At 75.3% G+C, this 24,510-nt stretch carries 6 protein-coding genes and 1 pseudogene; all 7 read right to left on the bottom strand.

From position 1 onward, the window contains the following. Positions 1-246, bottom strand: a pseudogene (locus tag ACL02O_RS18625) (helix-turn-helix domain-containing protein); the annotation flags it as partial. 123 nt (positions 247-369) lie between these two features. Then, positions 370-1,536, bottom strand: a complete 1,167-nt coding sequence (locus ACL02O_RS18620) for a trans-sulfuration enzyme family protein (RefSeq protein WP_412819360.1) — start codon at positions 1,534-1,536, stop codon at positions 370-372. A gap of 43 nt (positions 1,537-1,579) precedes the next feature. Next, entirely contained in the window at positions 1,580-6,868 is a 5,289-nt protein-coding gene (locus tag ACL02O_RS18615) for an amino acid adenylation domain-containing protein (RefSeq protein WP_412819359.1), read from the bottom strand. Then, a complete protein-coding gene (locus ACL02O_RS18610; protein ID WP_412819358.1) occupies positions 6,865-7,881 on the bottom strand; it encodes a TauD/TfdA family dioxygenase in 1,017 nt (338 codons plus the stop codon). The genes ACL02O_RS18615 and ACL02O_RS18610 overlap by 4 nt, the downstream gene beginning before the upstream one ends. Continuing rightward, entirely contained in the window at positions 7,878-8,948 is a 1,071-nt protein-coding gene (locus tag ACL02O_RS18605; RefSeq protein ID WP_412819357.1) for a TauD/TfdA family dioxygenase, read from the bottom strand. Before ACL02O_RS18605 ends, ACL02O_RS18610 begins: the two co-directional genes overlap by 4 nt. Further along, on the bottom strand, positions 8,945-12,238 hold the full coding sequence (locus ACL02O_RS18600; RefSeq protein ID WP_412819356.1) for an amino acid adenylation domain-containing protein: 3,294 nt from the start codon (positions 12,236-12,238) through the stop codon (positions 8,945-8,947). The genes ACL02O_RS18605 and ACL02O_RS18600 overlap by 4 nt, the downstream gene beginning before the upstream one ends. Beyond that, positions 12,235-24,162, bottom strand: a complete 11,928-nt coding sequence (locus ACL02O_RS18595; protein ID WP_412819355.1) for an amino acid adenylation domain-containing protein — start codon at positions 24,160-24,162, stop codon at positions 12,235-12,237. Before ACL02O_RS18595 ends, ACL02O_RS18600 begins: the two co-directional genes overlap by 4 nt. Positions 24,163-24,510 lie beyond the last annotated feature (348 nt).

Genomic DNA, 24,510 nt, shown 5'->3' with positions numbered 1-24,510 from the left:
CCCCCCCCCCCCCCCCCCCCTGTCCCCCCCCCCCCCCCCCCCGAGGCGGCTGCGGCGAGGCCGGGACGACCGATCGGCCATCCCGGCCTCGCCGAGCTCGGTATACCGGACCGCCCACCGTTATGCCGTCGGCCAGGACACGTCGTAGCGCTCCGCGGCACGGGCGACCCGCCACCCCTGATCCACGATCAGACGCGCCAGACGAAGACGTGCACGAGGAGTCAAAGCGGCGTTAGCGTGGGACACGAAGGTCCCCTGGTCGCCGGAGCGGTTCCTAGACAGCTCCACTCCACAACCGGAGGCCTTCGTCATCACGTCTGTCTACGTCGTGTCGTCACACGACCTCAACCAATCTCCCTGGCAGTACAGCTAGGCCTTGTCCAGCGCCGCCAGGAAGTCGTCCACCAGGTCGGCGGTGTCCTCGATGCCGGTCGAGACGCGGACCAGCCCGTCCCCGATGCCGGTGGCGGCGAGCTGCTCGGCGTCCACTATCCCCGCCCACATCGACCGCGGATGCACCACCAGGGTGCTGACGCTGCCCAGGCTGGCCGCCCGCTTGGCCAGCCGCAGCCCGGACAGCAGCGCCCCGGCCCCCGCCCGGCCCGCCGCCAGGTCGACGCTGAGCACCCCGCCGAATCCGGCCATCTGCCGGCGGGCCAGCTCGTGCTGGGGATGCGACGGTAGCCCCGGGTAGCGAACCCGGGCCACCGCCGGATGCCCCTCCAGGGCCCGGGCCAGCGCGAGGGCGTTGGTGTTGTGCCGCTCCACCCGCAGCGGCAGCGTACGGATACCGCGCAGCAGCAGCCAGGCGTCCACCGGGCCGAGGGTGCTGCCCGTGACGATCGCCGTCCGCCAGATCCGCTCGATCAGCTCGGCGGGGCCGACCACCACCCCCGCCGACACGTCGGAGTGGCCGCCGAGGAACTTGGTGCCGCTGTGCCAGACCAGGTCCGCCCCGGCGCTCGTCGGACGCTGGTTCACCGGTGTGGCGAAGGTGTTGTCGACCACCACCAGCGCGCCCGCCGCATGGGCCGACGCCACCACCGCGGTCAGGTCGGTCAGCTCCAGCAGCGGATTGCTCGGCGTCTCCACCAGCACCAGGCGGGTACGCGGGCGCAACGCCCGCCCGAACGCCTCGGCGTCGGTCTGGTCGACCTGGGTGCAGGAGACCCCGAAGCGCGCCAGCAGACCGGTGGCGAGCGAGGTGGTGCCGCCGTACGTGCTCCGCTGCACCACCACGTGGTCCCCGGCGGAGAGCAGGGCCAGCGCGACGGTGCTGATCGCCCCCATCCCCGAGGCGGTGACCAGGCCCGCCTGCGCCCCCTCCAGTTCGGCGACCACGGCGGCCACCTGGGCGTGGTTGGGGTTGCCGTACCGCGTGTAGAAGGTGCTGCCCCGGGGCTCGGTGGCGATCTCGGTGAACCGCTCGTCGGACTCGGCGCTGAAGGTCGCGCTCTGCACGATCGGCGGTGCTACCGCCGCACCAGGGATCAGGGCGTCGTCGCCGTGCACGGCGGTGGTGCCGAAGCCGGTCACCGGCACTCCTCTCGAATCAGCCGACCGGGACGGTCGAGGGTGGTCAGGCGTCCCGGGCCACCCGGTCGACCAGCGCGTCGTAGCTGCCCAGCGCCATGAACTCGGGCAGCGTCAGGTCGCTGCCGTGGCGCTGGCGCAGTACGGTGACCAGCCGCAGGGCGCGCAGCGAATCCCCGCCGGCGGCCAGGAAACCGGCCGACGGGTCGCGCGGTGCGGCCCCGAGCACCTCCTGCCAGGCCGCCGCCACCCGGGGCGCCCACCGGGCCCGCGGGTCGTCGGCCGCCGGCCCGCCGACGGCCACGGGCGGCAGCGGCGCGCTCGGGTCGGCCGCCAGCAGCCGGCGGAAGCCGTCGGCGTAGGCGTCCACCCGGTCCGCGGTGACGTGCCGGTGGTCGTACTGCACGGTGAGGGCGAGATCGCCGGTGCCGGCGTCGAGTTCGGCGTCGACGGCCAGGCTGAACGCGACGTCCACGGTGATGCCCCGGCTGTCCACGACGCGGCTACCCCCGTCGGCCGGCCCGTTCGGGAAGTGGGTCCAGTTGAAGAAGTGGTCGAACCGGAGGCCGCTCCCACCGGCGCGGGCGATTTCCGCGAGCGGGAAGCGGTGGTGCCCCATCAGCGCCCGCTCGGCCCGCCACACCTCGGCGGCCAGCTCGGTCAGGCACCGGGTGCCCAGCCGCAGGGTCACCGGCAGGGTGTTGAGGAACAGCCCGAGGGTGGCGTCGCTGCCGTCCCCCTCCGGGCGGCCGCCGACCACCAGTCCGCTCACCACGTCGTCCCGGCCGGACAGCTCGCCGATCAGCCTCAGGTGGACGGCGAGCAGCCAGGACTTGACCGGTACGCCGGCGGCCCGGGCCGCCTCGGTGACCGTGTCGGTCGTGCCGGCCCTGAGCGACACCCGCTGGGTGGTGGTGGTCCGCGGTGCCGGCCCGCCGAGCAGCAGCGGCGCCACCCTGCCGGTCCCCTCCAGCCAGAACCGCCGGGTCACCGGGTCGGCCAGGGCACGCCGCTCGGCCGTCACGTACTCGCGGAACGGCAGGCCGGGCCGGGCCGGGCGGGCCGCGCCGGCCCGTTCCCGGTCGTACCCGGCGAGCAGGTCGGTGAGGAACAGGTGCAGGCTCCAGCCGTCGAGGATGCCGTGGTACTCGGCGACGAGCAGGGTGAACGCGTCGGCGTCCTCCCGGACCGCGTGCAGCCGCAGCAGCGGCGGACGGGCCCAGTCGAAGGGACGCACCCGCTCCTGGGCGACGAGGTCGTCGATCCGCCCCCGACGGGTCTGCGGGTCGACGCCAGCCAGGTCGGTCACCGGCAGGTCGACCGGCACGTCGGCGTGCACGAGCTGCAACGGCTCGGAGTACGCGCCCAGCGCGAACCCGGTCCGCAGGACCGGGTGGGCGGCGACCAGACCGGCCAGCGCGCGGCGCAGCGCCGCCGCGTCCAGCGGCGCGGCGATCCGGTGCGCGGTGACGTTGTGGTACATCGCCGGGTCGCCGGTCAGCTCACCGTGGTAGACCATGCCCTGCTGGAGGGCGGTCATCGGGTACGCGTCGGCGAGCCCGGCCGGCAGCAGGTCGCGATCGGCGGCGGTGACCAGCGCGAACCGCCCGTCCTGCCCGGCCACCGCGACCGGGAGGGCGCCGTCGAGGGTGATCTCCCCGTGCGCGACGAGCTCCCGGATCGACTGGTACGTGAAGATGTCGGCCAGCCGGAAGGACAGCCCCCGCCGGTTCGCCGCGACCTGCATCTGGATGCTGCGGATGGAGTCGCCGCCGAGGGCGAAGAAGCTGTCGGTCACCCCGACGGACTCCACCCCGAGGATCTCCTGCCACGCCTCGACCAGGATCTCCTCGGCCCAGTTGGCGGGCGCCACCGCCGCGCCGCCGCGGGGCCGGTCGAGCCGGGGCGCGGGCAGCGCCGCCCGGTCCAGCTTGCCGTTGCCGGTCAGCGGCAGCTCGTCGAGGAGGACGACCGCGGCCGGGACCAGGTGCGCGGGGAGCCGGCCGGCCAGCCAGCCGGCCAGGCGTTCGTCGAGCGGACCGGCGGCCGGTCCGGCCGGCACGACCACCGCCGGGCGCGGATCGGCGGCGTACTCGGGACGTACCGCGTGCAGGGTGTGCCGGTCGGTGCCGGCGAGCAGGTCGTCCTGCCGGGTGACCACGTCGAAGCCGCGCTCGCCGAAGAACGCGACCAGCTCGGCCAGCCGGCCCTCGGTGTCGGTGCCGGCCGCGTCGTGCACCTCCATGGCGACCTGCGCGACCAGCGGCCAGTGCCGATCCGCCAGGCCGGCGAGCACGTCCGCCTCGGCGCGCTGCACGTCGATCTTCAGCAGGTCGATCCGCTTCGGGGCGAGCTCGTCGATGACCGCCGACAGCGGCCGGACCGGCACGGTGAGCTCCCGGCCGGCGAAGCGTTCCGCGAGCAGCTCGTCGACCCGGTCGAGCAGTACGTCCCGCTCGCCCGCCCCGGCGTCCCGCTCGTTGGCGAGGTACCGCTTGATCACCGACATCTCGGCGTCCGGGTCGGCGTACGCGGCGTGGCCGGACATCATCGAATAGCCCGGGTAGTAGGTGAAGGAGACCTCACCGGCGGCCCGGGACAGCCCGAACCCGTGCACCGTGGCGGGTACGCCGAACTCGGTGACATTGCGCCGCAGCAGGTCGGTCACCGACGGCACCGGTTCGAACGCGTGGATCGTCGCGTCCGGACAGACGCTGTGTACGAAGAGCGAGAACATGCCGATGTTCGCGCCCACGTCCAGCACGGTCGCCCCGGGCCGCAGCACGATGCCGTCGCGCAGGTAGACCCGCTGCACGAAGATCTCGTCGTACAGGTAGCGGGTCTCGTGCGGGTTGACCCCGGCGATCCGCTCGACGTCCACGGCGGCGACGGGGCCGCCCGGCCGGACGTAGGCGACGAGCCTGTCGCCCTGCCCGTCGTCGTCGCGGGCGACCACGGCGGCGTCGGCGACCTCCGGATGCGTGCGCAGGACCGCGGCGACCTCGCCGGGCTCCACCCGGAAGCCGTGGATCTTCACCTGGTCGTCGAGGCGGCCGAGGTAGCGCAGCCGCCGGTCGGCGTCGAAGCGGACCCGGTCGCCGGTGCGGTACACCCGTTCGGTGCGGCCGGCCGGCAGGGCCACGGAGACGAACCGCCGTGCGCTGGTCTCCGGGTCGCCCAGGTACCCGTCGGCGAGCTGCGGCCCGCTGACGCACAGCTCACCGGCCACGCCCGGCGGCACCGGCCGCAGTTGCTCGTCGAGCACCCAGACCGCGACGCCGGGCAGCGGCCGGCCGATGCTCGGGGCGTCCCCGGCGCGGATCTCCGCCGCGCTGGTGTCCACCGTGCACTCCGTCGGGCCGTACAGGTTGACCGTGCGGACGCCGGGCAGCGCCGCCACCGTCTCCCACAGGTTCGGCCCGACGGCCTCCCCGCCGAGCAGCAGCAGGCCGGGCAGCCGGGTGTCGCCCGCCCCGGCGAGCAGGATGCGCAGCTGAGAGGGGGTCAGGTCGAGCACGTCGACGCCGTGGTCGGCCAGCGCGGCCGCGAGGGCCGCCCCGTCCCGGCGGACCCCCTCGGGCACCAGGTAGAGGCTGCGGCCGTGCGCGAGCTGCACGAGCTGCTTCACCGAGGCGTCGAAGGTGAGCGGGGCGTTCACCGCCACCCGAAGCCCGGGGCGGCTGCCCGCGTACACGGCCCGTTCCAGGGCACCGGCCAGGTGCGCGGCGGCGCCGTGCGACACGCGCACCGGGCGGGGTGTGCCGGTGGAGCCGGACGTGAAGATCACGTACGCCGGGTCGGCCGGGGCCGGCACCGGGGCGGGCGGCCGGTCACCGGCCGCGACGAGGTCGTCGACCGTCACGGTCGCGGGCGCCCCGGCGCCGACGACGACCTGCGCACCGACCGCGCGGAGCTGGGCGGTGAGCCGCTGCGCCGGGGCGTCCGGGTCCAGCGGTACGAACACCGCCCCGGCCCGTAGCACGCCGAGGAACGCCACCACGGTGTCCCGGGACCGGGCGGCCAGCACCCCCACCGCGGCGCCGGACACCCCCCGCGCGGCCAGCGCCCCGGCCACCCGCGCGGCCCGCTCCCGCAGCTCGGCGACGGTGTACGCGCCGTCCGCGGCGACCACCGCCGGGGCGTTCGGGTCGGCGTCGGCGAGGCCCGCTTCGAGCAGGTCGACGAGGGTGCGCACCGGCGCCTCGGAGCCGATGTCCCCGGCCGCGTCGGCGAGCCAGCGGGCCTCCCCGTCGCCGAGCGCCTGGAGGGGGAGGCCCTCGGTGAGCGCGGCGGGCAGGGTCCGCAGGATCACCAGCAGCGCGTCGAGCAGCCACTGCCCGCCGACCACCCGCAGGGTGACCCGGTCGCCGTCGGTCAGCGCGGTCAGCTGCGGGCCGCCCGGTGACGGCGGGACGGCCACCTCCACCGTGGTGCCGCCGAGGCCGGCCACGGCGGCCGGGTCCGGCGCGGGCGACGCCGCGAACCCGGCGACCGCCGCGGACTGTTCGTCCACCGGGTCGACCAGGTGGAACGTGTCGTCCGCGGCGACCTCGGCGGCGCGGACGACGGCCAGCAGCTCGGCGGGGGCGGCGGGCAGCGGCAGGGCCAGCCGCAGCGGGCCGTGGCCGCCCAGCGGACCCACCACCTCGGCGGTGCCCGCGGCCTGGCGGCCGTCGCTCCACCGGGCCAGCACCAGGTCCGCCTCGTCGACCCCGTCCGGTTTCTCGGCCCGGCGGGACACCGCGAGCGCCCAGGCGGCGAGGAGCACCGTGCCCGGCTCGACCCCCGCGGCCCCGGCGATGCCGGCCAGCTCACCGGCGGGGACGGTCGCGGTGACCACCGCGCTCGGGTCGTCCCCGTGCGGGGTGACCAGCCGCGCGGACGGGGCGGTGGGCGAGGGGACCGGATTCTGCTCCCGCTCCTCGAGCTGCCACTCGGCGACGTCGAGGAACTGCAGCGCCTCCGCATCCTCCGGCAGCGGCTGGCCGGCGTAGGCCCGGGCCAGGTCGGCGAGGAGCAGCCGCAGGCTGGCCGGGTCGGCGATCAGCGGGGTGGCGGTCAGCTCCAGGGTGTCGTCGGTGAGGGTGACCGACAGCTCGCCCTGCCCGCCGACCACCACGATCCGGCTGTCGTCCACGTCCTGCAACGGCACCCGCAGGCCGGGGTGGTGCACCAGGGTCAGCCGCAGCGCCTCGTGCCGGGCCACCACCGTGTCGACGGCGGCCTGCAACCGCGCCCGGTCCAGCGGCCGACTCAGCCGTACCCGGGCCCGGACCAGGTCCTGCTTTCCGGACCAGGCCAGGCGCTGGATCGGCGACAGACGGTATCCGTTCACAGAGCACTCCGGTTGACGTAGAGATCGGACATGGCGACCAGGATCTGCCGGTCGCCGCTGAAGGGTTCCCGGCCGTGGGTGGCCAGGAAGTTGTCCACCACCAGCACGTCGCCGCGCTGCCAGGGCACCGAGACGGCGTGCTGCCGGTACAGCTCGCGGATGCCGGTGACCACCTCGTCGGGGATCGGTTCGCCGTCGCCGTAGTACGCGTTGCGGGGCAGCCCCTCCGGGCCGTACTCGCGCAGCAGCGCGCCGGACACCTCGGCCGGCATGTTCGAAACGTGGAACAGGTGGGCGTGGTTGAACCAGACCGTCTCACCGGTACGCGGGTGCGTGGCGACCGCCTGCCGCCGGGCGCGGGTGCGCAGCCCGTCGGAGCCCAGCCAGGTGAACTCGGTCGCGGAGGCGGCGCAGTACGCCTCCACCTCCGCCCGGTCGGTGGTCTGGAACGCCTCCTGCCAGGGCAGGTCCAGGTGCGCCCCGTAGTTGCGCACGTAGCAGACGCCGGCGCGGAGGAACCGTTCCCGCACCTCGGCGGGGATCAGCGGGGTGATGACCCGCTCGCTGGCCAGCGGGGTGGCCCCGCCGCTGCCGGTGGCCGGCTGCGCACACCAGAAGTAGAGGTGGGTGGGCCAGTTGTGCGAGTACGACATCTCGTGGTGCAGCGGGATCCACTGCTCGGCGTTGAACTCGGTGGACGTGAACACCCGGTCGGCGACCTCGTGGCGGGGGGCGGCCCGCTCCAGGTAGCCGAGCAGGTCGGGGCTGACCGCCCGGGCGGCCCGGCTGAAGTCGTCGGCGGTGCCCACCTCGAAGCCGCGGAAGAACACCGCGCCGTGGCGGTCCAGGTCCCGCAGCAGTTCCCCGCGCCGGCCGGCGAGCCAGCCGGCCAGGTCCAGGTCGGGGACGCCTGCCTCGACCAGCAGCACGAACTCCTCGTCCACCAGCACCCGCCGGGACACCGGGGAGGTGACCGTGGCGGTGCCGCGCCGACGCGGCGCCGGCCCGCTCACGACAGCTCTCCCGTCGGCACCGTGCCGGACCGGAGCGCCTCGGTCAGCTCGGGCGCGGCGACCGGGTCGGACATCGCGGTGAGGATCCGCCGCGGCGGGGTGAACGGGTCGCGGGCGTGCGCGGCCAGCATGTTCTCCACCAGCAGCACGTCGCCGCGCTGCCAGTCGAAGGAGCGGGTCTCGGCGGCGTACGCCGCGCGCAGCTCGGCCAGCACCTCGTCGGGGATGGGTGTGCCGTCCCCGTACGCGGTCTGGTAGGGCAGGTCCTCCTCGGCGAGGGCGGCCCGCAGGCCCGCGCTGACGTCGTCGGGCAGGGAGGTGACGTGGAAGAACAGCGCGTGGTTGAACCAGGTCCGCTCCCCGGTGACCGGGTGCCGGCGTACCGCCGGGCGGACCTGCCGGGTCCGCAGCTGCTGGTCGTCGACCCAGTCCACGTCGATCAGCGCCCGGGCGCAGTACGCCTCGACCTCCTCGCGCCGGTCGGTCTGGAACGCGGTCTGCCAGGAGAGGCTGATGCCGGGCAGGTAGTTGCGCCGGTAGAGCACCCCGCGCCGCTCGAACTCCTTGAGGGTTTCGGGGCGGAGCCGGGCGAGCACCCGGCGGCTGTCGGCGAGCGGCGTCCGACCGCCGGCGGCCGGCGCCACCTCGCAGTGGAAGACGATGCGTAGCGGCCACCGCACCGTGTACGACTGCTCGTTGTGCAGCACGATCGGCTGGTCGGCGGGGTGCTCGGTGGAGGTGTACACGCCTTCGGTGACCTTGCTGCGGGGCGAGGAGCGCTCGCCGTAGGAGAGCACGTCGTCGGCGAGCGCGGCCATCACGGTGCGGAAGTCGGCGGCGCCGGCCACGGCGAAACCGCGGAACAGCACGGCCCCGGCGCGGCGGGCCAGCTCGTCCACCTCGTCCCGGTGACCGGCCAGCCAGCCGGCCAGGTCGACGTCGGGCACGTTGGCCCGCACCAGCGCCGGCAGCGGGCCGCCGGGCCAGTCGGGGTGGACGTCCACCAGGTTCCGGTCGCGGCCGCGGCGGGGGACGGGCCGCGCGGCGCTCCGGGTCTGCTCTGTCATCTCTCACTCCCAGCGGTGTCGGCGCAGTCGGCCAGACTGCGCCGGGGGTCGGCGGCGGCGGTACGCAGCAGCGCGGTGAGGCGCCGGTGCCACGCGACCACCCCGTCGTGGTCGAACAGGTCGGTGCGGTACGTCCAGAGCGCCGCCAGCCCGTCCCGCCGCTCGTCGAGCCAGAGGGTCAGGTCGAGCCGGGCGGAGTCCGGGGTCAGCTCGACGCCGGTGAACTCGACGCCGGCCGCGTCCCGGTGCCGGGCCGGCGGGGCGTTCTGCACGCCGAAGGCGACCTGGACGAGGGGGTTGCGGTGCGGTCGGCGGGTGGGCCGGAGTCGATCCACCAGCAGGTCGAAGGGAACGTCCTGGTGGGCGGCGGCGAACAGGGTGGCCCGGCGGGACTCGTCGAGCAGCTCGGCGAAGCGACGGTCGGGTGCGGGGCGCAGCCGCAGCGGCAGGGTGTTGACGTAGCAGCCGACGCTCTGCTCGGCGGCGAGGCTGGTCCGCCCGGCGAAGGCGACGCCGATCAGCAGGTCGTCGCGGCCGGTGGCGGTGCCGAGCAGGGTGGCGAAGGCGGCCAGCCCGACCATGTGCAGGCTGACCCGCTCGGCCCGGGCCAGCTCGCGCACGGCCTCGGCCGTGGCGGGGTCCACGGTGGTGTGCAGCGCGGCGCCGGACGGTGCGGGCGCAATCGCACCGGTCCGCGCACCGGACGGCGGGCCGCCGCCGGCCCGAGTGCCGGCCGTCGTGGGGCCGCCCGGCCGTGTTCCGGTCGGCGGCTTTCCGCCGGCCCCGGCGGTGACCGGCGGCTTCGCACCGGGGGCGGCAGCGGCCGGGTCGAGCCGGCCGGGCAGCGGCGGGACGGCGGGCAGGTCGAGCAGGTCGGGAGCCCCGCGCAGCTGGTCCAGCAGGTCGGCCACCGCCTGCCGGCCCGTCGGCCCGGCCAGCCAGTCCCGCTGCGTCAGGGCGAGCGCCGCCGGGCCGACCGCGGGTCCGTCGGGTGCCGCCGCGTCGCCTTCGGTGTCGTACGCCCGGGCCAGGTCCCGCACGATCACGCCGAACGACCAGTCGTCGCAGACGATGTGGTGGACGACCAGCAGCAGCGCCTGCGCCCGCCCGGTGGTGTCCGGCAGCAGTTGGGCGCGCAGCAGCGGGCCGGCGGCCAGGTCCATCGGCGCCCGGGTGGCCTCGGCGGTGAGTCGGGCGAGCCGCTCGTCGAGTGGCGTGCCGGGCTCGGGTGGCGCGACGGCCGGCGCCGGGCCGGCCGCCGGACGCACGTGCTGCGCCGGGCCGTCCGGCCCGGACGGGAAGACGGTGCGCAGGGCCGGATGCCGCTCGACCACCCGGTGCAGGGCCCGGGCCAGCCGGTCCGGGTCCAGTGGCGCGGCGAACCGTACCGCGAAGGCGAGCAGGTAGCTGGTGTCGGCCGGGTCGAGCCGGTGCAGGAACCACAGCCGGGTCTGCGCGGCCGACAGCGGGGCGGGCCCGGCCGGTGTCGGGTCGGCCGGCGCCGCGACCGGCGCCGCGTCGGCGGCCAGCGCGTCGAGGTGGGCGGCGAGCGCGGCGACCGTCGGGTGGGCGAAGAGGTCGCCCGGTCGGACGGGCCGGCCGGTCGCGGCGGCCAGCCGGGTGGCGCAGCGGACCGCGAGCAGGGAGTCGCCGCCGAGGGCGAGGAAGTCGCTGTCGGCGCCGGCGACCGGCACGCCGAGCAGCTCGCCCCAGATCGCCGCCACGGTCGCGGTCGTGCCGGGCAGCGGCCCGGTCCCGGGGACGGCGTCGCCCAGGGCGGGCGCGGGCAGGGCGGACCGGTCCACCTTGCCGTTGGGCAGGGTGGGCAGCCGGTCCAGCCAGACCACGGTCGCGGGGACCAGCGGCGCGGGCAGCTCCGCCGCCAGCCGGGCCCGTACGTCGTCGCGGCGCTCGCCGACCAGGTAGCCGACCAGCAGCCGGTCCCCGCTGGGCCCGTCCCGCACGGCGGCGGTCGCCTCCCGGACGCCGGGCAGGGCGGCGAGGCGGGCGGACACCTCGCCCAGCTCGATCCGGTAGCCCCGCAGCTTCACCTGGTCGTCGAGCCGGCCGAGGTACGCCAACTGGCCGTCCGGCCGCAGCCGGACCCGGTCGCCGGTGCGGTACATCCGCTCGCCGGGCCGGAACGGGTCGGGCCGGAACCGGGCCCGGGTCTCCGCCGGCCGGTCGAGGTAGCCGCGGGCCAGGCCGGCCCCGGCCAGGTGGAGTTCGCCGGCCTCCCCGGGCGGCACCGGCCGCCCGTCGGGGCCGAGGACGTAGACCCGGGTCTGCGGTAACGGGCGACCGATCGGCGGGTCGCCGCTGTCCGGCGGCACCTCGGCCCAGGTGGAGTAGGTGGTGTCCTCGGACGGGCCGTAGAGGTTGCAGAGCCGGCGGACGTGCGGGCGGGACCAGACCCGCGCGGCCAGTGCGGCGGTGAGCGGCTCGCCGGCCAGGCAGACCGTACGCACGCTCGCCGGCAGGGCGTCCGCGGTGAGCAGCTCGCCCATCGCGGAGGGCACGGTGTTGACCAGGGTCACGGGCAGCCGGTCCGCCCCGGGGGCGGCGAGCGCCAGCACGTCGTCGACGAGCAGCACCCGGCCGCCCCAGCAGAGCGGGCCGAAGATTTCGAAGATTGACAGGTCGAAGCAGACGGAGGTGGCGGCGAGCATGCCGCCCAGTTCGGTGTCGTCGAAGGTCTGCCGGGTCCAGTGCATGAGCATCGACGCCGACCGGTGCTCGATGGCCACGCCCTTGGGTCGTCCCGTGGAGCCGGAGGTGTAGATGACGTACGCCAGGTCCGCCGGGGTCGCCGCCACCGCCGGGTCGCTGCCGTCCCCGCCCCGGTCGAGCCGGTCGACCGGCACGGCCGTGCCGGGGAACCGGTCGGCGAGGTCGGCGCGGGTCAGCACCAGTCGCACACCGGAGTCGGCGGTCATGAAAGCCACCCGCGCCGGCGGGTACGCCGGGTCCAGCGGGACGTAGCAGGCGCCGGCCTTGAGCACGGCGAGCAGGGCGACCACCAGCTCCGGGGTGCGCGGCAGGCAGACGCCGACGCGTTCCTCCCGGGTCACCCCGCGGGCGAGCAGGATCCGGGCCAGCCGGTTCGCCGCCTCGTCGAGCTCGCGGTAGGACAGCGCGCGGTCCGCGTGCCGTACCGCCTCCGCCTCCGGGGTTCGGGCGGCCTGCGCGGCCACCAGCCGGTGCAGGCAGTCCACGGTGGTGGCGCCGCCGGTCCCGCGCCGGCCGCTGGCCCGGCGGGTCGGACCGGCGGACCGGGTGGGGGCGCTCATCGGCGGGCACCTTCGCGGCGCAGCAGCGCGAGCTGCCGGTCGGCCTCCTCCTGCAGGCGGTTCTTGTCGGCGAGGATGATCCGGCCGGGGTCGTTGTCGGGCAGCTCGTCCTCCACGTTGCGGATCGGGGCGTAGGCGATGCCGGCGGCCGCGAGGGCGAGCGCGCAGAGCCCGGCCACGATCGCCGCGAGGGCCATGCCCCGGCCCGGCCCGGTGCCGACCACCGCGGCCAGCGGCCCGCCGGCGGACACCATCGGGGCGAAGACGTGCTCGGCGAGCGGGCCCGCGCTGAGGAACCCGGCCGGCACCATCAGCCAGGACAGCATCTGGCCCATCGACAGCACCCGGCCCTGGAGCTCCAGCCCCACCTTGGCCTGCACGATGGCCAGCCAGTGAGTGTTCACCAGGGCCGTGGCCAGGCCCATGCCGAACAGGCCGAGGGTGGGGAACAGCGGGCTCGGGTGCAGACCGACGGTGAGCAGTGACGCGCCGAGCAGTACGACGCTGCCCAGGATGCCGGTGGTACGCCGGGCCGTGCCGCCCCACACGCCCATCAGGACCGCGCCGACCAGCATCCCGACCCCGCTGGCGGCGAGCACCCGGCCGAGCACCGCCGGGTCCCCGAACGACAGGGTCAACGGGGTGACCAGGACCTCGACCAGGGCGAAGAAGTAGTTCAGCGACGCGACCAGGATGACCAGGGCGACCAGGCCGTGCCGGCGGACGATGAACCGCCAGCCGCCCAGGACCTCCTGCCGGAACGGCTCCTCGCGCTTGACGAACAGGGTGTCGGGGAAGCGGACCGACAGCGTCACGGCGACCGCGAGGGCGAAGGTGAGCAGGTCGATCACGACGATCCCGCGCAGCCCGACCGCGACCACCAGCGCGCCGCCGACCAGCGGCGCCAGCACGGTGCTCGTCGCCGTGCCGAGGGAGACGACGCCGTTGGCCCGCCCGTAGTACCGCTTCGGCACCAGTTGCGTGACGGCCGCCAGATAGGCGGGTTGCTGAAAGGCGGTCGCCACCGCGGTGACGGTGATGGCGGTGAACACGTGCCACAGCCGGAGCTGTCCCCACCACAGCAGGAGCGCGAGGCTCACCGTGCCGGTGGCGGCCAGGCAGTCCGCCAGGATCATGATCAGCCTTCGGTCCCACCGGTCCGCCAGCGCGCCGGCGACCGGGGAGAGGACCACGGCGGGCAGCAGGGCCAGGACGGTGGCCGTGGCGAACAGCGAGACCGACCCGGTCCGCTGGTAGACCCACAGGCTCATGCCGAAGCCGGTCAGTCCACTGCCGATGAGCGAGACGAGCTGGCCGATCGCGACCAGGTAGAACACCGTGAGGCTGGGCATCGCCCGGCGGGCGGTCGGGACGGCCGTACGCGTCTGCGGCTCCGGGCCGGCGGGTGCGGGCGGGGCCACCCCGGCCCCCGGGGGCACGTCGTCCCCCGGCGGGGACTCCGCGATCGGCGCGGCCGCCGGGTCGCAGCTCGCCAGGATGATGCGGGCCACCTCGTCCGGCTGGTGCTTGGCGAAGTAGTGGCCGGCGCCCTCGATGACCTCCAGTGACACCCGGTCGGAGAAGAACTCCCACTCCAGGTACCGCTCCTGGTACAGCTCCGTGGCCCGGTCGCCGCTGCCGACGACGCAGACGATCGGGGCGGACAGCTTGTCGGGCAGGCCGCCCGCGTAGGCGTCGGTGTAGTAGTCCTCGCCCATCGCGGCGTCGGCCAGGACCACGCGCATCACGAAGTCCTTCTCGCGCTCGTCGAAGACCTCGGTGAAGAAGCCCATCGCGCGCAGCGCCTCCAGCGTCCGCCGCTTCGACGTCCAGCGCTCCGTCGGGAACCATCGCCGCAGCCAGCTGAACAGCCGGCCGGGCAGTCGCGGGCCGGGGAAGTGGGCGCCGATGACCACCCCGGTCACCTCGACCCCGGCCGCCTCCAGCCGGCGGCCCAGCTCCACCGCCTCGGCGCCACCCATGCAGTGCCCGTACACCGCCACCGGGCCGGTGATCCCCTCGACGACCTCGGCCACGCAGCCGTCCACCAGCTCGTCCAGGCTCAGCAGGGGTTCGTCCGGGCGGTTCAGGTCGTGCCCGGGGCGCTCCAGGGCGTACAGGGCCACGCCCGGTGGGAGGGCATCGGCGAGCGGCTGGAAGGTGATCGCGCTGCCGGCGGCGAACGGTACGCAGACCAGCGTCAGCCGCGTCGGCGTCGCCGGTCGGGCGGGGGTCAGCTCGTGCAGCAGCCGTCCGGCGGAGCCCCCGGTCGCGTCCAGGTGCTCGGTCAACGACCGGATCGTCGGGTGGCGGAACAGGTCCAGGACGCTGATCGCCGGGTCGGTCCCCGACAGCGCCTTGATCGCCTTGAAGGAGTCGCCGCCGAGATCGAAGAAGTCGTCGTCGATGCCGACGCTGTCGTAGCCGAGCACCGCCGCCCACTGCTGCGCCAGGGCCCGGCGCAGCGGGGTGTCCGGGACTGCGGCGCCCGCCGCGGCCCGGCCGCGGCGGGGTGCCGGCAGCGCCGCGCGGTCCACCTTGCGGTTGGCGTTGAGCGGCATGCGGTCGAGCACCACGAAGGCCGACGGGATCATGTAGTCCGGCAGGTAGGTCCGGGCGAAAGTCCGCCACGGCCCCGGTTCGGCGTCGAAGTCGGCCGTCACGTCCGGGGTCGCTGCCCGGTCCCCGTCGGCGTCGCCGCCCGGTTCGGCCCCGGTGGCCAGCGTCAGGTAGGCCACGATCGCCTTCTCCGCCTCGTCCTCGCGGACCACCACGGCCGCGTCGCGTACCGACGGGTGGCGGCGCAGCACCGCCTCGATCTCGCCCAGTTCGATGCGGAATCCGCGCACCTTCACCTGCGAGTCGCTGCGGCCGACGAACTCGATCCGGCCGTCGGGCAGCCGCCGGCCGAGGTCGCCGGTGCGGTACAGCCGGTCGCCGCCGAACGGATCCGGCACGAACCGCTGCGCGGTCAGCGCGGGGTCGCCGTGGTAGTCACGGGCCAGGCCCGCGCCGCCGAGGTGGAGCTCGCCCACGACGCCGACCGGGGCGGGGGAGAGCTGCGGGTCGAGCACGTGGACGCGCATGTTGCCGATCGGGCGGCCGATGGTGAGGTGGGTGAAGCCGGGGTCGATGCGTTCCATCGTGGACCAGACGGCGGCCTCGGTCGGGCCGTACAGGTTCCACAACGCATCCACCCGCTCGGCCAGTTGCCGGGCCAGCGGCGCGGACACCGCCTCGCCGCCGCATACCGCCGTCAGGCCGGGCAGCCCCGTCCAGCCGGACTCGATCAGCAGCCGCCAGGTCGCCGGAGTGCCCTGGGCCAGGGTGACCCGCTCCGCCGCGAGCAGGTCGGCCAGCCGGGTCGCGTCGTAGGCGACGTCGCGCCCCACCAGCAGCATCCGGGCGCCGACCACCAGGGGCAGGAACAGCTCCGGTACGGACATGTCGAAGGCGAAGCTGGCCATCGCGAGCATGGTGCCGTCGCCGGTGAGGCCCGGCCGCTCGCGCATCGCGGCCAGGGTGTTGACCACCGCCCTGTGCGTCACCCGGACCCCCTTGGGGCGGCCCGTCGACCCGGACGTGTAGATCACGTACGCGAGGTGGTCCGGCCCGGCCAGCGGCGCGGGGTCGGTGTCCGGCTCCGCATCCGGCGTCGCCCCGCCGTACACCACCTCGCCGGCGAACCCGGTGAACCGGTCGGCGAGGTGCGACTCGGTCACCAGGACCCGGGCGCCGCTGTGCGCCAGCACGTACCGTTGTCGCTCGACCGGGTAGTCGGGGTCCACCGGAACGTACGCGCCGCCCGCCTTGAGCACGCCGATCAGGGTGACCGGCAGTTCCGCCGAGCGGTCGAGGCAGACCGCGACCGTGCTGTCCGGGCCGACACCGGCCCGGCGGAGGCGGTGGGCGAGCCGGTTGGCCCGGGCGTTCAGCTCGGCGTAGCTGAGCGTGGTCGCCCCGAACGTCACGGCGGGTCGATCCGGGTCGGCCGCCACCTGGTGTCCGATCAGCTCGACCAGGGTCGGCCCGGGACGGACCTGCGGGCCCCAGCCGGGTTCGGCGCCGGTGTCGTTCCACCCGGCGACGTCGGCCAGCTCGGCGGGAGTGAGGACGGCGACGTCCGCCAGCCGGACGTCGGGGTCGGCCACGGCGGCGGCGAGGAGCGTCTCCAGATGGCCCATCATCCGCTCGGCGGTCGCCGCGTCGAACAGGTCGGTGTTGTACTCCAGCCGGAACCGCAGCCCCTCGTCCACCTCGTACGCGTACAGCGCCAGGTCCTGCTGGGCGATGCCCGGCTCGACGGCGAACTGGACCATCCGCACGCCGGTCGCCCGCAGTTCCCGCCCGGGCACGTTCAGCATGTTGAACATCACCTGGAACAGCGGGTTGCGGCTGAGGTCGCGGGGGGCGTCGACCAGGTCCACCAGCCGTTCGAACGGCACCTCCTGGTGGTCGTACGCCCCCAGCGCGGTGCGCCGGACCTGCCCGAGCAGCTCCTCGAAGGTCCAGTCGCCGGCCAGCACGGTGCGCAGCGGCAGCATGTTGACGAAGAAGCCGACCATCGGCTCCAGCTCGGCGCGGACCCGCCCGGCGACCGGCGTGCCGACGCAGATGTCGTGCTGGCCGGTGTAGCGCCAGAGCAGGGCCTTCAGCGCGGCCAGCACCGTCATGGCGAGGGTGGCGCCGCGTTCCTGGCTGAACCGGCGCAGCTCGTCGGCGGTCCGCGGGGACAGCACCCGGGTGCGCACCGCGCCACGGAAGGTCTGCACGGGCGGCCGTGGCCGGTCGCTGGGCACCTCCAGGACGCTCGCCACCCCGGCCAGCTGCCGCCGCCAGTACCGCAGGTCGTCGCTGTCGGGGTCGGCCATCCGGCTGCGCTGCCAGCGCGCGTAGTCGCCGTACCGGACGGGCAGGTCGGGCAGCGGCGCGGGCCGTCCGGCGAGCGCGGCGTCGTAGAGCGTGGCCAGCTCGCTCGCGATGATGCCGAGGGACCAGCCGTCGGAGACGTTGTGATGCATGGTCAGCGACAGCACGTGCCGGTCGTCGGCGATGCGCAGCAGCACGGCCCGGAACAGCGGGCCGGTGGCCAGGTCGAACCCGCGCCGGACGTCGGCGGCCAGGGCCGCGTGCACCCATTGCGGCACCGCCTCGGCGACCGCCGACTCCACGATGCAGCGTGGACCCGTGCCGTCCCCGTCGGCCGGCGCGGACACCATCGGCAGGTCGACCGGGCCCGCCGGCAGCACCTGCTGGACCGGGTCGCCGCCGGGGCCGAGGGGGAAGACGGTACGCAGCGACTCGTGCCGGCGGACCAGCCCGGCGAGGGCCCCGCGCAGCGCGTCGACGTCGAGGGCGCCGTCCAGCAGCAGGGCCGTGCTGACGGTGTAGGCGTTCTGCTCGTACGCCTGGTCGAGGAACCACAGCCGGTGCTGGCCGGAGGAGAGCGGTGCCGGCCCGGCGCCCGGCTCGGCGCGGGGGATGGCCGGTTCGGGCGGCGCGGTGGCGGGCTGCTCGACGACGGCGACGGGTGCGGGGGTGGGTGCGGCGGCGCCCGCCGGCAGCGCCGCCGCGATCTGGGCGACGGTGGGCTGCGCGAAGACCGTCTCGAGTGCCAGCGCCACGCCGAGCCGGGCCCGCAACCGCACCACGAACTGGGTGGCGAGCAGCGAGTGCCCGCCGAGCTCGAAGAAGTTGTCGAGGGCGCCGATCGGCCGGATGCCGAGCAGCTCGCTCCAGAGCTGCGCCACGCACTCCTGAGCGGGCGTGGCCGGGGCGACGTAGGCGGTGCTGACAGCCGGCCGGTTGCCGGGGTCGGCGGGCACGGGCGCGTCCGGGGTGGCCGGGATGTCGGCCGGTGTGGTGGACGCGGGGCCCGCCGTGTCCGGCCGCCCGAGCGCGTCGACCCAGTACCGGTGCCGCTCGAACGGGTAGCCCGGCAGGGCCAGCCGGCGGCGCGGGCCGCCGTGCCACCGGGTCCAGTCGACCGGTACGCCGGACAGCCAGAGCCGGCCGACCGCGTCGGTCATCGTGGCGAGGTCGTCGGCGTCGGCGCGCGGGTGCCGCATCGCCGCCACCACCTGACCGGGCGGCAGGCCGGCCAGCCGCGCCAGGCCGCCGAGGGTGTGCCCGGGCCCCAGCTCGGCGAGGGCCACGTCCTGCTCGGCGAGCAGGGTGGCCGACTCGGCGAACCGGACCGGTTCCCGCAGGTGCCGCACCCAGTACTCCGGGTCGGTGACCTGTCCCGGGGCCACCGGGCCGCCGGTCAGGTTGCTCAGGTAGGGGCGCTCGGGCTCGGCGTAGGTGACCCGGCGGGCGTGTTCGGCGAACTCGTCGAGCACCGGATCGAGCAGGGCGGAGTGGTAGCCGCGACTGACCCGCAACGGCCGGCAGTCGACGCCGTCCCCGGTCAGCCGCCGGCGGAGCTCCTCGATCGCCTCCGGAGCGCCGGACAGCACGCACAGCTGCGGGGCGTTGACCGCCGCCAGCGACAGTCCCTCGGCCGCCAGCCCGGCCGCCGCCGTCTCGGACAGGCTCACCGCGAGCATCGCCCCGGCCGGGGTGCGCTCGACCAGCTCACCGCGCACGCGTACCAGGCGCAGCGCGTCTGCCAGGGAGAAGACCCCGGCGAGGCAGGCGGCGACGTACTCACCGAGGCTGTGCCCCACCATCAGGTCCGGGGTCACCCCCCGGCCGAGCAGCGACCGGGCGAGCGCGTACTCGGTGACGAACAGTGCGGGCTGGATCAGCGCGGGCCGGGCGAGCAGCCGTTCGGCCCGCTCGACTCCGTCGGGCGCCGGGCACAGCAGCGTGCGCAGGTCGAGCCCCAGGTCGTCGCGGAGCAGTTCGGCGCACTCGTCCACCACGGCCCGGTAGGCCGGCTCCGCGCGGTACAGGCCGGCGCCCATCGCCACGTGCTGGGCGCCGTGCCCGGGGAAGGCGAACACCAGCGGCCGCCGGCCGCCGGGTTGGGTGCCGGTGAACTGCCGCTGCGGCGAGTCGAGCGCGACCAGCGCATCCGCGCGGCCGGTCGCGACCAGGAACCGCCGGTGGGTCATCGGCGGGCGCCGGCCCAGGTTGGCCGCGACGTCCCCGAGGTCCAGGTCGGGGTGCGCGTCGAGGTGGTCGCGGAGCCCGCGGGTCTGGCGCTCCAGCGCCGCGGCGCCGCGGGCCGACACGACCAGCAGTTGCGGCCCGGTGGCCGGTTGCGTCGGCGGCGCGGCCGTGGTCCCCGGCGGCTCCTCCAGTACGACGTGGGCATTCGTGCCGCCCATGCCGAACGAGCTCACCCCCGCCCGGCGCGGGCCGTCGGCGGGCCACGGGCGGGCGGTGTCGTTGAGGTAGAAGGGACCGTCCGCGAAGTCGATGGCCGGGTTGGGCCGGCCGATGTTGATCGTCGGCGGCAGCGTACGGCTCCACAGCGCCATGACCGTCTTGATCAGCCCGGCGACCCCGGCCGCGGCATCGGTGTGCCCGATGTTGGCCTTGACCGAGCCGAGGGCGCAGAAGCCCCGGTCGTCCGTGCCGCTCCGGAACGCCTCGGTCAGCGCGGTCACCTCGATCGGGTCGCCGAGGGTCGTGCCCGTGCCGTGGGCCTCCAGGTAGCTCACCGATCGGGGGTCCACGCCGGCCGCGGCCAGCGCGCTGCTGACCACCTCGACCTGGCCGTCGACGCCCGGTGCGGTGTACCCGGTGCGACGTGCGCCGTCGTTGTTGACGGCGGAGCCGCGGATCACCGCGTAGATCGTGTCGCCGTCCGCGACCGCGTCCGCCAGCCGCTTGAGCGCGACGATGCCGACCCCGCTGGAGGCGATGCTGCCGCGCGCGTCCGCGCTGAACGGCCGGCAGTGCCCGTCCGGGGAGTACACCCCACCGTCGTGGTAGAGGTAGCCGCGCCGCTGCGCGGGGAAGAGGCTGACCCCGCCGGCCAGGACCAGGTCCGACTCGCCGGTCAGCAGGCTCTGCCGGCCGAAGTGCACGGCCACCAGTGAGGTCGAACAGGCCGTGGCGACGGTGACCGCGGGACCGGTCAGGTTGAGCTTGTAGGCGACCCGGCTGAGCAGGAAGTCCTTGTCGTTGCCGAGGGACAGCTGGTGCTCGCCGATGGTGCTCACGAGCTCCGGGTGGCTGCTCAGGTGGTCGAGGAGGTAGGTGCTGCGGCCCGAACCGGCGAACAGGCCGATCCGGCCGGGGTGGCCGGACGGGTCGTAGCCGGCGTGCTCCAGCGCGTGCCAGGCGCATTCGAGCAGCATCCGGTGCTGCGGGTCGAGGGTCTGCGCCTCGCGGGGCGTGAACCCGAAGAAGGCCGCGTCGAACTGGTCGACCCCGGGCAGGTAGGTGCCGGCCCGGACGTACGCCGGGTCGTCGAGCCGGGCCGGGTCCGCCCCGTCGGCCAGCATCTCCTCGACGCTGAATTCCTGCACCGACTCCACTCCGGTGCGGATGTTGTGCCAGTACTCGTCGACGGTCCGCGCGCCGGGGAAGCGGCAGGCCATGCCGACGACGGCGATCAGGCCGCCGGGCCGGCCGGTGTCGCCGGTCGCGGTCACGGACGGCCGGGCGGCGCGGGCCGGCGCGGGGCGCGCGGCGGACGGGGCGGCCGCCCCGGTGGTGGCGGTGGTCAGCAGCCCGGCCAGGGCTTCGACGGTGGGGTGCCGGAACAGGTCGGTGACGGTGACCACGTCGCCGAGCCGGGCGCGCAGCCGGTCGAGGACGGCAAGCAGGCGCATCGAGTGGCCGCCGAGGTCGAAGAAGTTGTCCCGTACCCCGACCCGGTCGACGCCGAGCACGTCCCGCCACACGTCCACGACGAGCCGCTCGAGGCGGACCCGCGCCGCGTCCCACGGCACCGGGTGCGGGGCGGCGGTGGCGGCCACCGGCCGGTGCGGCGTCGCCGGCCGGTCCGGCGGGGGCCCGGACGGCTGCCGCGGCATGTCCGCGTGGCCGGGGGCGGGCAGCGCGGCGGCGTCGACCTTCCCGTTGCCGGTCAGCGGCAGCGCGTCGAGGAGAACGAACGCGGCGGGGACCATGTAGGACGGCAGTTCGGCGGCGACGGCCGTCCGGAGGCTCGTGGCGTCGCGGCCGGACGCCGCCCCGCCCGCCACGTACGCGACGAGCTGCGGGTCGTCGGGGTCGTCCCGGCGCAGCTGCACCGTCACGTCGCGGTCCGGCAGGATCCGTCGGACGGCCGCCTCGATCTCGCCGCACTCCACCCGGTAGCCGCGCAGCTTGACCTGATTGTCGGTGCGGCCCAGGTATTCGAGGTTGCCGTCCGGGCGCATCCGCACCAGGTCGCCGGTGCGGTACAGGCGCGCGCCGGGGACGGCGGAGAACGGGTGCGGGACGAACCGTTCGGCGGTCAACCTCGGCTGGTGCAGGTAGCCGCGCGCCACGCCGGACCCGCCGACGTACAGCTCGCCGACCACACCCGCGGGGACCGGGTTGCGCCATCCGTCCAGCACGTACAGCTCGGTGTTGGCGATCGGCCGGCCGATCGGCACGGAGCCGTCGGCCGGCGTGGTCGGGTCGACCTCGTACGCGGCGCAGCCGACCACGGTCTCCGTCGGCCCGTACTCGTTGACCAGCGCGGTGGCCGGCGCGTGGGTCCGCCAGCGTGCCACCTGGTCGGCGCGCAGGTTCTCCCCGCCGATGACGAAGCACCGGGTGCGGTCGGCCAGCTCGGCGGGGCTGAGCTGGTGATTGACGAGGTCGAGCTGGGCCGGCGTGATCTTGACCAGCCCGAACGGTGTCCGCTGCCGGCGCAGCGCCTCGCCCAGCGCCTCCGGGCCGAGGTGTTCGCCGATCATCAGGACGGTTGCCCCACTGATCAGCGGGACCAGCAGGCTGGTGACGGTCAGGTCGAACCCGATCGAGGAGTGCAGCGGGACGGTGTCCCCGGGCCGCAGCCGGTAGGCCTGTGCCGCCCAGCGCAGGTAGTTGCTGGCGCCGTGGTGGGTGACCATGACGCCCTTGGGGCGTCCGGTGGATCCGGAGGTGTAGATGACGTACGCCAGGTCCGCCGGCGAGGGCATCGGCCGGCGTCGTGGCCGGCGTCGCGGGCCGCCACCCGGACCGCCGGCCGCGCGGCCGGGATCGGCCTCCGCGAGCGGGGTGGCCGGGTCCGGCACCGGCAGCGCCCGGCCATCGGGCACCAGATGCGCCAGCTCGGCGCAGGTCAGCACGACCGGGGTGGCCGCGTCGTCGAGCATGTACCGCAGCCGGGCCGGCGGGTTGGCCGGATCCATCGGTACGTAGGCCGCGCCGGTCCTCAGCACGGCGAGCACCGCCACGGCGAAGGGCACCGCGCGCGGCAGGAGCACTCCGACGAGGCTGCCGGTACCGACCCCGCGTCCGCGCAGCGTCTCCGCCAGCGCCTCAGCCCGCAGGTGCAGCTCCCGGTAGCTCAGCGCAGTGTCGCCGTCGGTCACCGCCACGCCGTCGGGGGTCCGGCGCGCCTGCCGCTCGATCAGCGCGTGCACCGGTTCGTCCGGCTCGGTGGGGGTGGTGGTGCGGTTCCAATCCCCGACGAGCTGCCGGTACTCGCCGGGGGTGAGCATCGCGGCCGAGCCGACCGGTGCGCCCGGGTCGGCCACCAGCGACCGCAGCAGCGTCTGGAGGTGTCCGGCGAGGCGAACCATGGTGTCCTCGTCGAACAGGTCGGTGCGGTACTCCAGCACGGTGCGCACTCCGTCGGCGTTCTCCCGCACCGAGATGGTGAGGTCGAACTTGGCGGTGCCGCAGGGTACCTCGACCGTGGTGACGTCCAGGCCGTCGAGGCGCGGGGGCGCCGTCTCGCGTCCGTACACGAACATCACCTGGAACAGTGGGGTGAAGCCGGGTTGACGGGCCGGGCGCAGCGACTCGACCAGTGTCCCGAAGGGCAGCTCCCCGTTGCCCAGGCCGTCGAGGACGGCGCCGCGCACCCGTCCGAGCAGGGTCTCGAACGACGGGTCGTCGTGCAGCCGGGCGCGGATGGCGACGGTGTTCAGTAGCAGCCCGACGAGTTGCTGCGTCTCGGGCCGCTGCCGGTTGGCCACCGGCGTGCCCACCACGATGTCGCGCTGTCCCGTCCAGCGCGACAGCAGCACCTGCACCGCGGCGAGCAGGACCATGTACGGGGAGACGCCCGTCCGCCGGCACAGCGCCATCAGCGCGTCCGTGGACAGATCCAGCGGGAGCGACAGGGTGGACCCGGCGCCGGACGGTGCGGTGGGCCGGGGCCCGCGAGTGGGCAGTTCGAGGACGGCGGGCGCGTTCGCGAGCTGCCCGTGCCAGTACTCGCGCTGGGCGGCCGCCTGCGCGCCGCCGAGCCAGTCGTGCTGCCACGCCGCGTGGGCGCGGTAGTCGACCTCGACCGGGCCGAGGACCGCCGGCCGTCCCGTACGGTGTGCGCGGTAGAGCCGTTCCCACTCGTCGTGCAGGACGCCGAGGGACCACTCGTCGAGGGCGACGTGGTGCAGGGTCAGCAGGAGCACGTGCTCCTCCGGCGCGCAGCGCAGCAGGCTGGCCCGCACCACCGGCCCGTGTTCCAGGTCCATCGGGATGCGCGCCTCGGCGCGCATCCGGGCCTGCAACTCCTGGTCACGCTGCCAGGTGGGCAGCCCGCTCAGGTCGTGCACCCGCAGCAGGCCCGGACGCGGCTCGTGGACCACCTGGACCAGGTGTTCGGCCGCGTCGTCCGCCGTGGACGGCCCGCCCGGGACGTCCGCGAGGGTGGTGCGCAGGGCGTCGTGGCGGGCCACCAGCGCGTCGAGCGCGGCCGACAGCGCCGCCACGTCCAGCGGCCCGTGCAGCCGGTACGCCAGCGGCACCAGGTAGGCGGCCGTCCCGGGTTCGAGCCGGCTCAGGTACCACATCTGGCGTTGCTCGTACGAGGCCGCGGCGGGGGCGCCCGCTGAGCCGTCGCGGCGTGCGACCGGTGTCACTCGCCGGGACCTCAGGACGTCGGTCATCGCGTCCGCCTCCTATGTGCAGGCGCCGGCCGGGGGGATTCCCCGCACGTCGGCCGGTGCCGTCAGTTGCTCGTGGTTCAGCCGCCGTCACCGGTCGATGACGGCTGGTCTGCCTGGGTCGGCGCGGCCTGGTGGAGCCCGGCCGCTGGTACGGTCCGGGGCGTCGTGAACACGACCGGCCGGCGGGGTGACCCCGCATGCCGGAACGTACCCGCGGCCGCCTTCCGGGGCTGCCGTTCATGCGACAGATCTAGATCACTCGATGCGACAGCCTGCTCACATCATGGCACCGGTGATCTTCGGCGGAATCCACGGATCGTG

Source organism: Micromonospora mangrovicola, assembly GCF_047200535.1.
Classification (GTDB): domain Bacteria; phylum Actinomycetota; class Actinomycetes; order Mycobacteriales; family Micromonosporaceae; genus Micromonospora.
Note: the sequence above shows the minus strand (reverse complement) of the source record. Positions and strands in the feature narration are given on the sequence as shown.

What these genes read in the sequence shown, in the direction of transcription:
- ACL02O_RS18600 (WP_412819356.1), bottom strand. Translation starts at nt 12,238, where the DNA reads ATGAGCGCCCCCACCCGGTCCGCCGGTCCGACCCGCCGGGCCAGCGGC.
- ACL02O_RS18605 (WP_412819357.1), bottom strand. Translation starts at nt 8,948, where the DNA reads ATGACAGAGCAGACCCGGAGCGCCGCGCGGCCCGTCCCCCGCCGCGGC.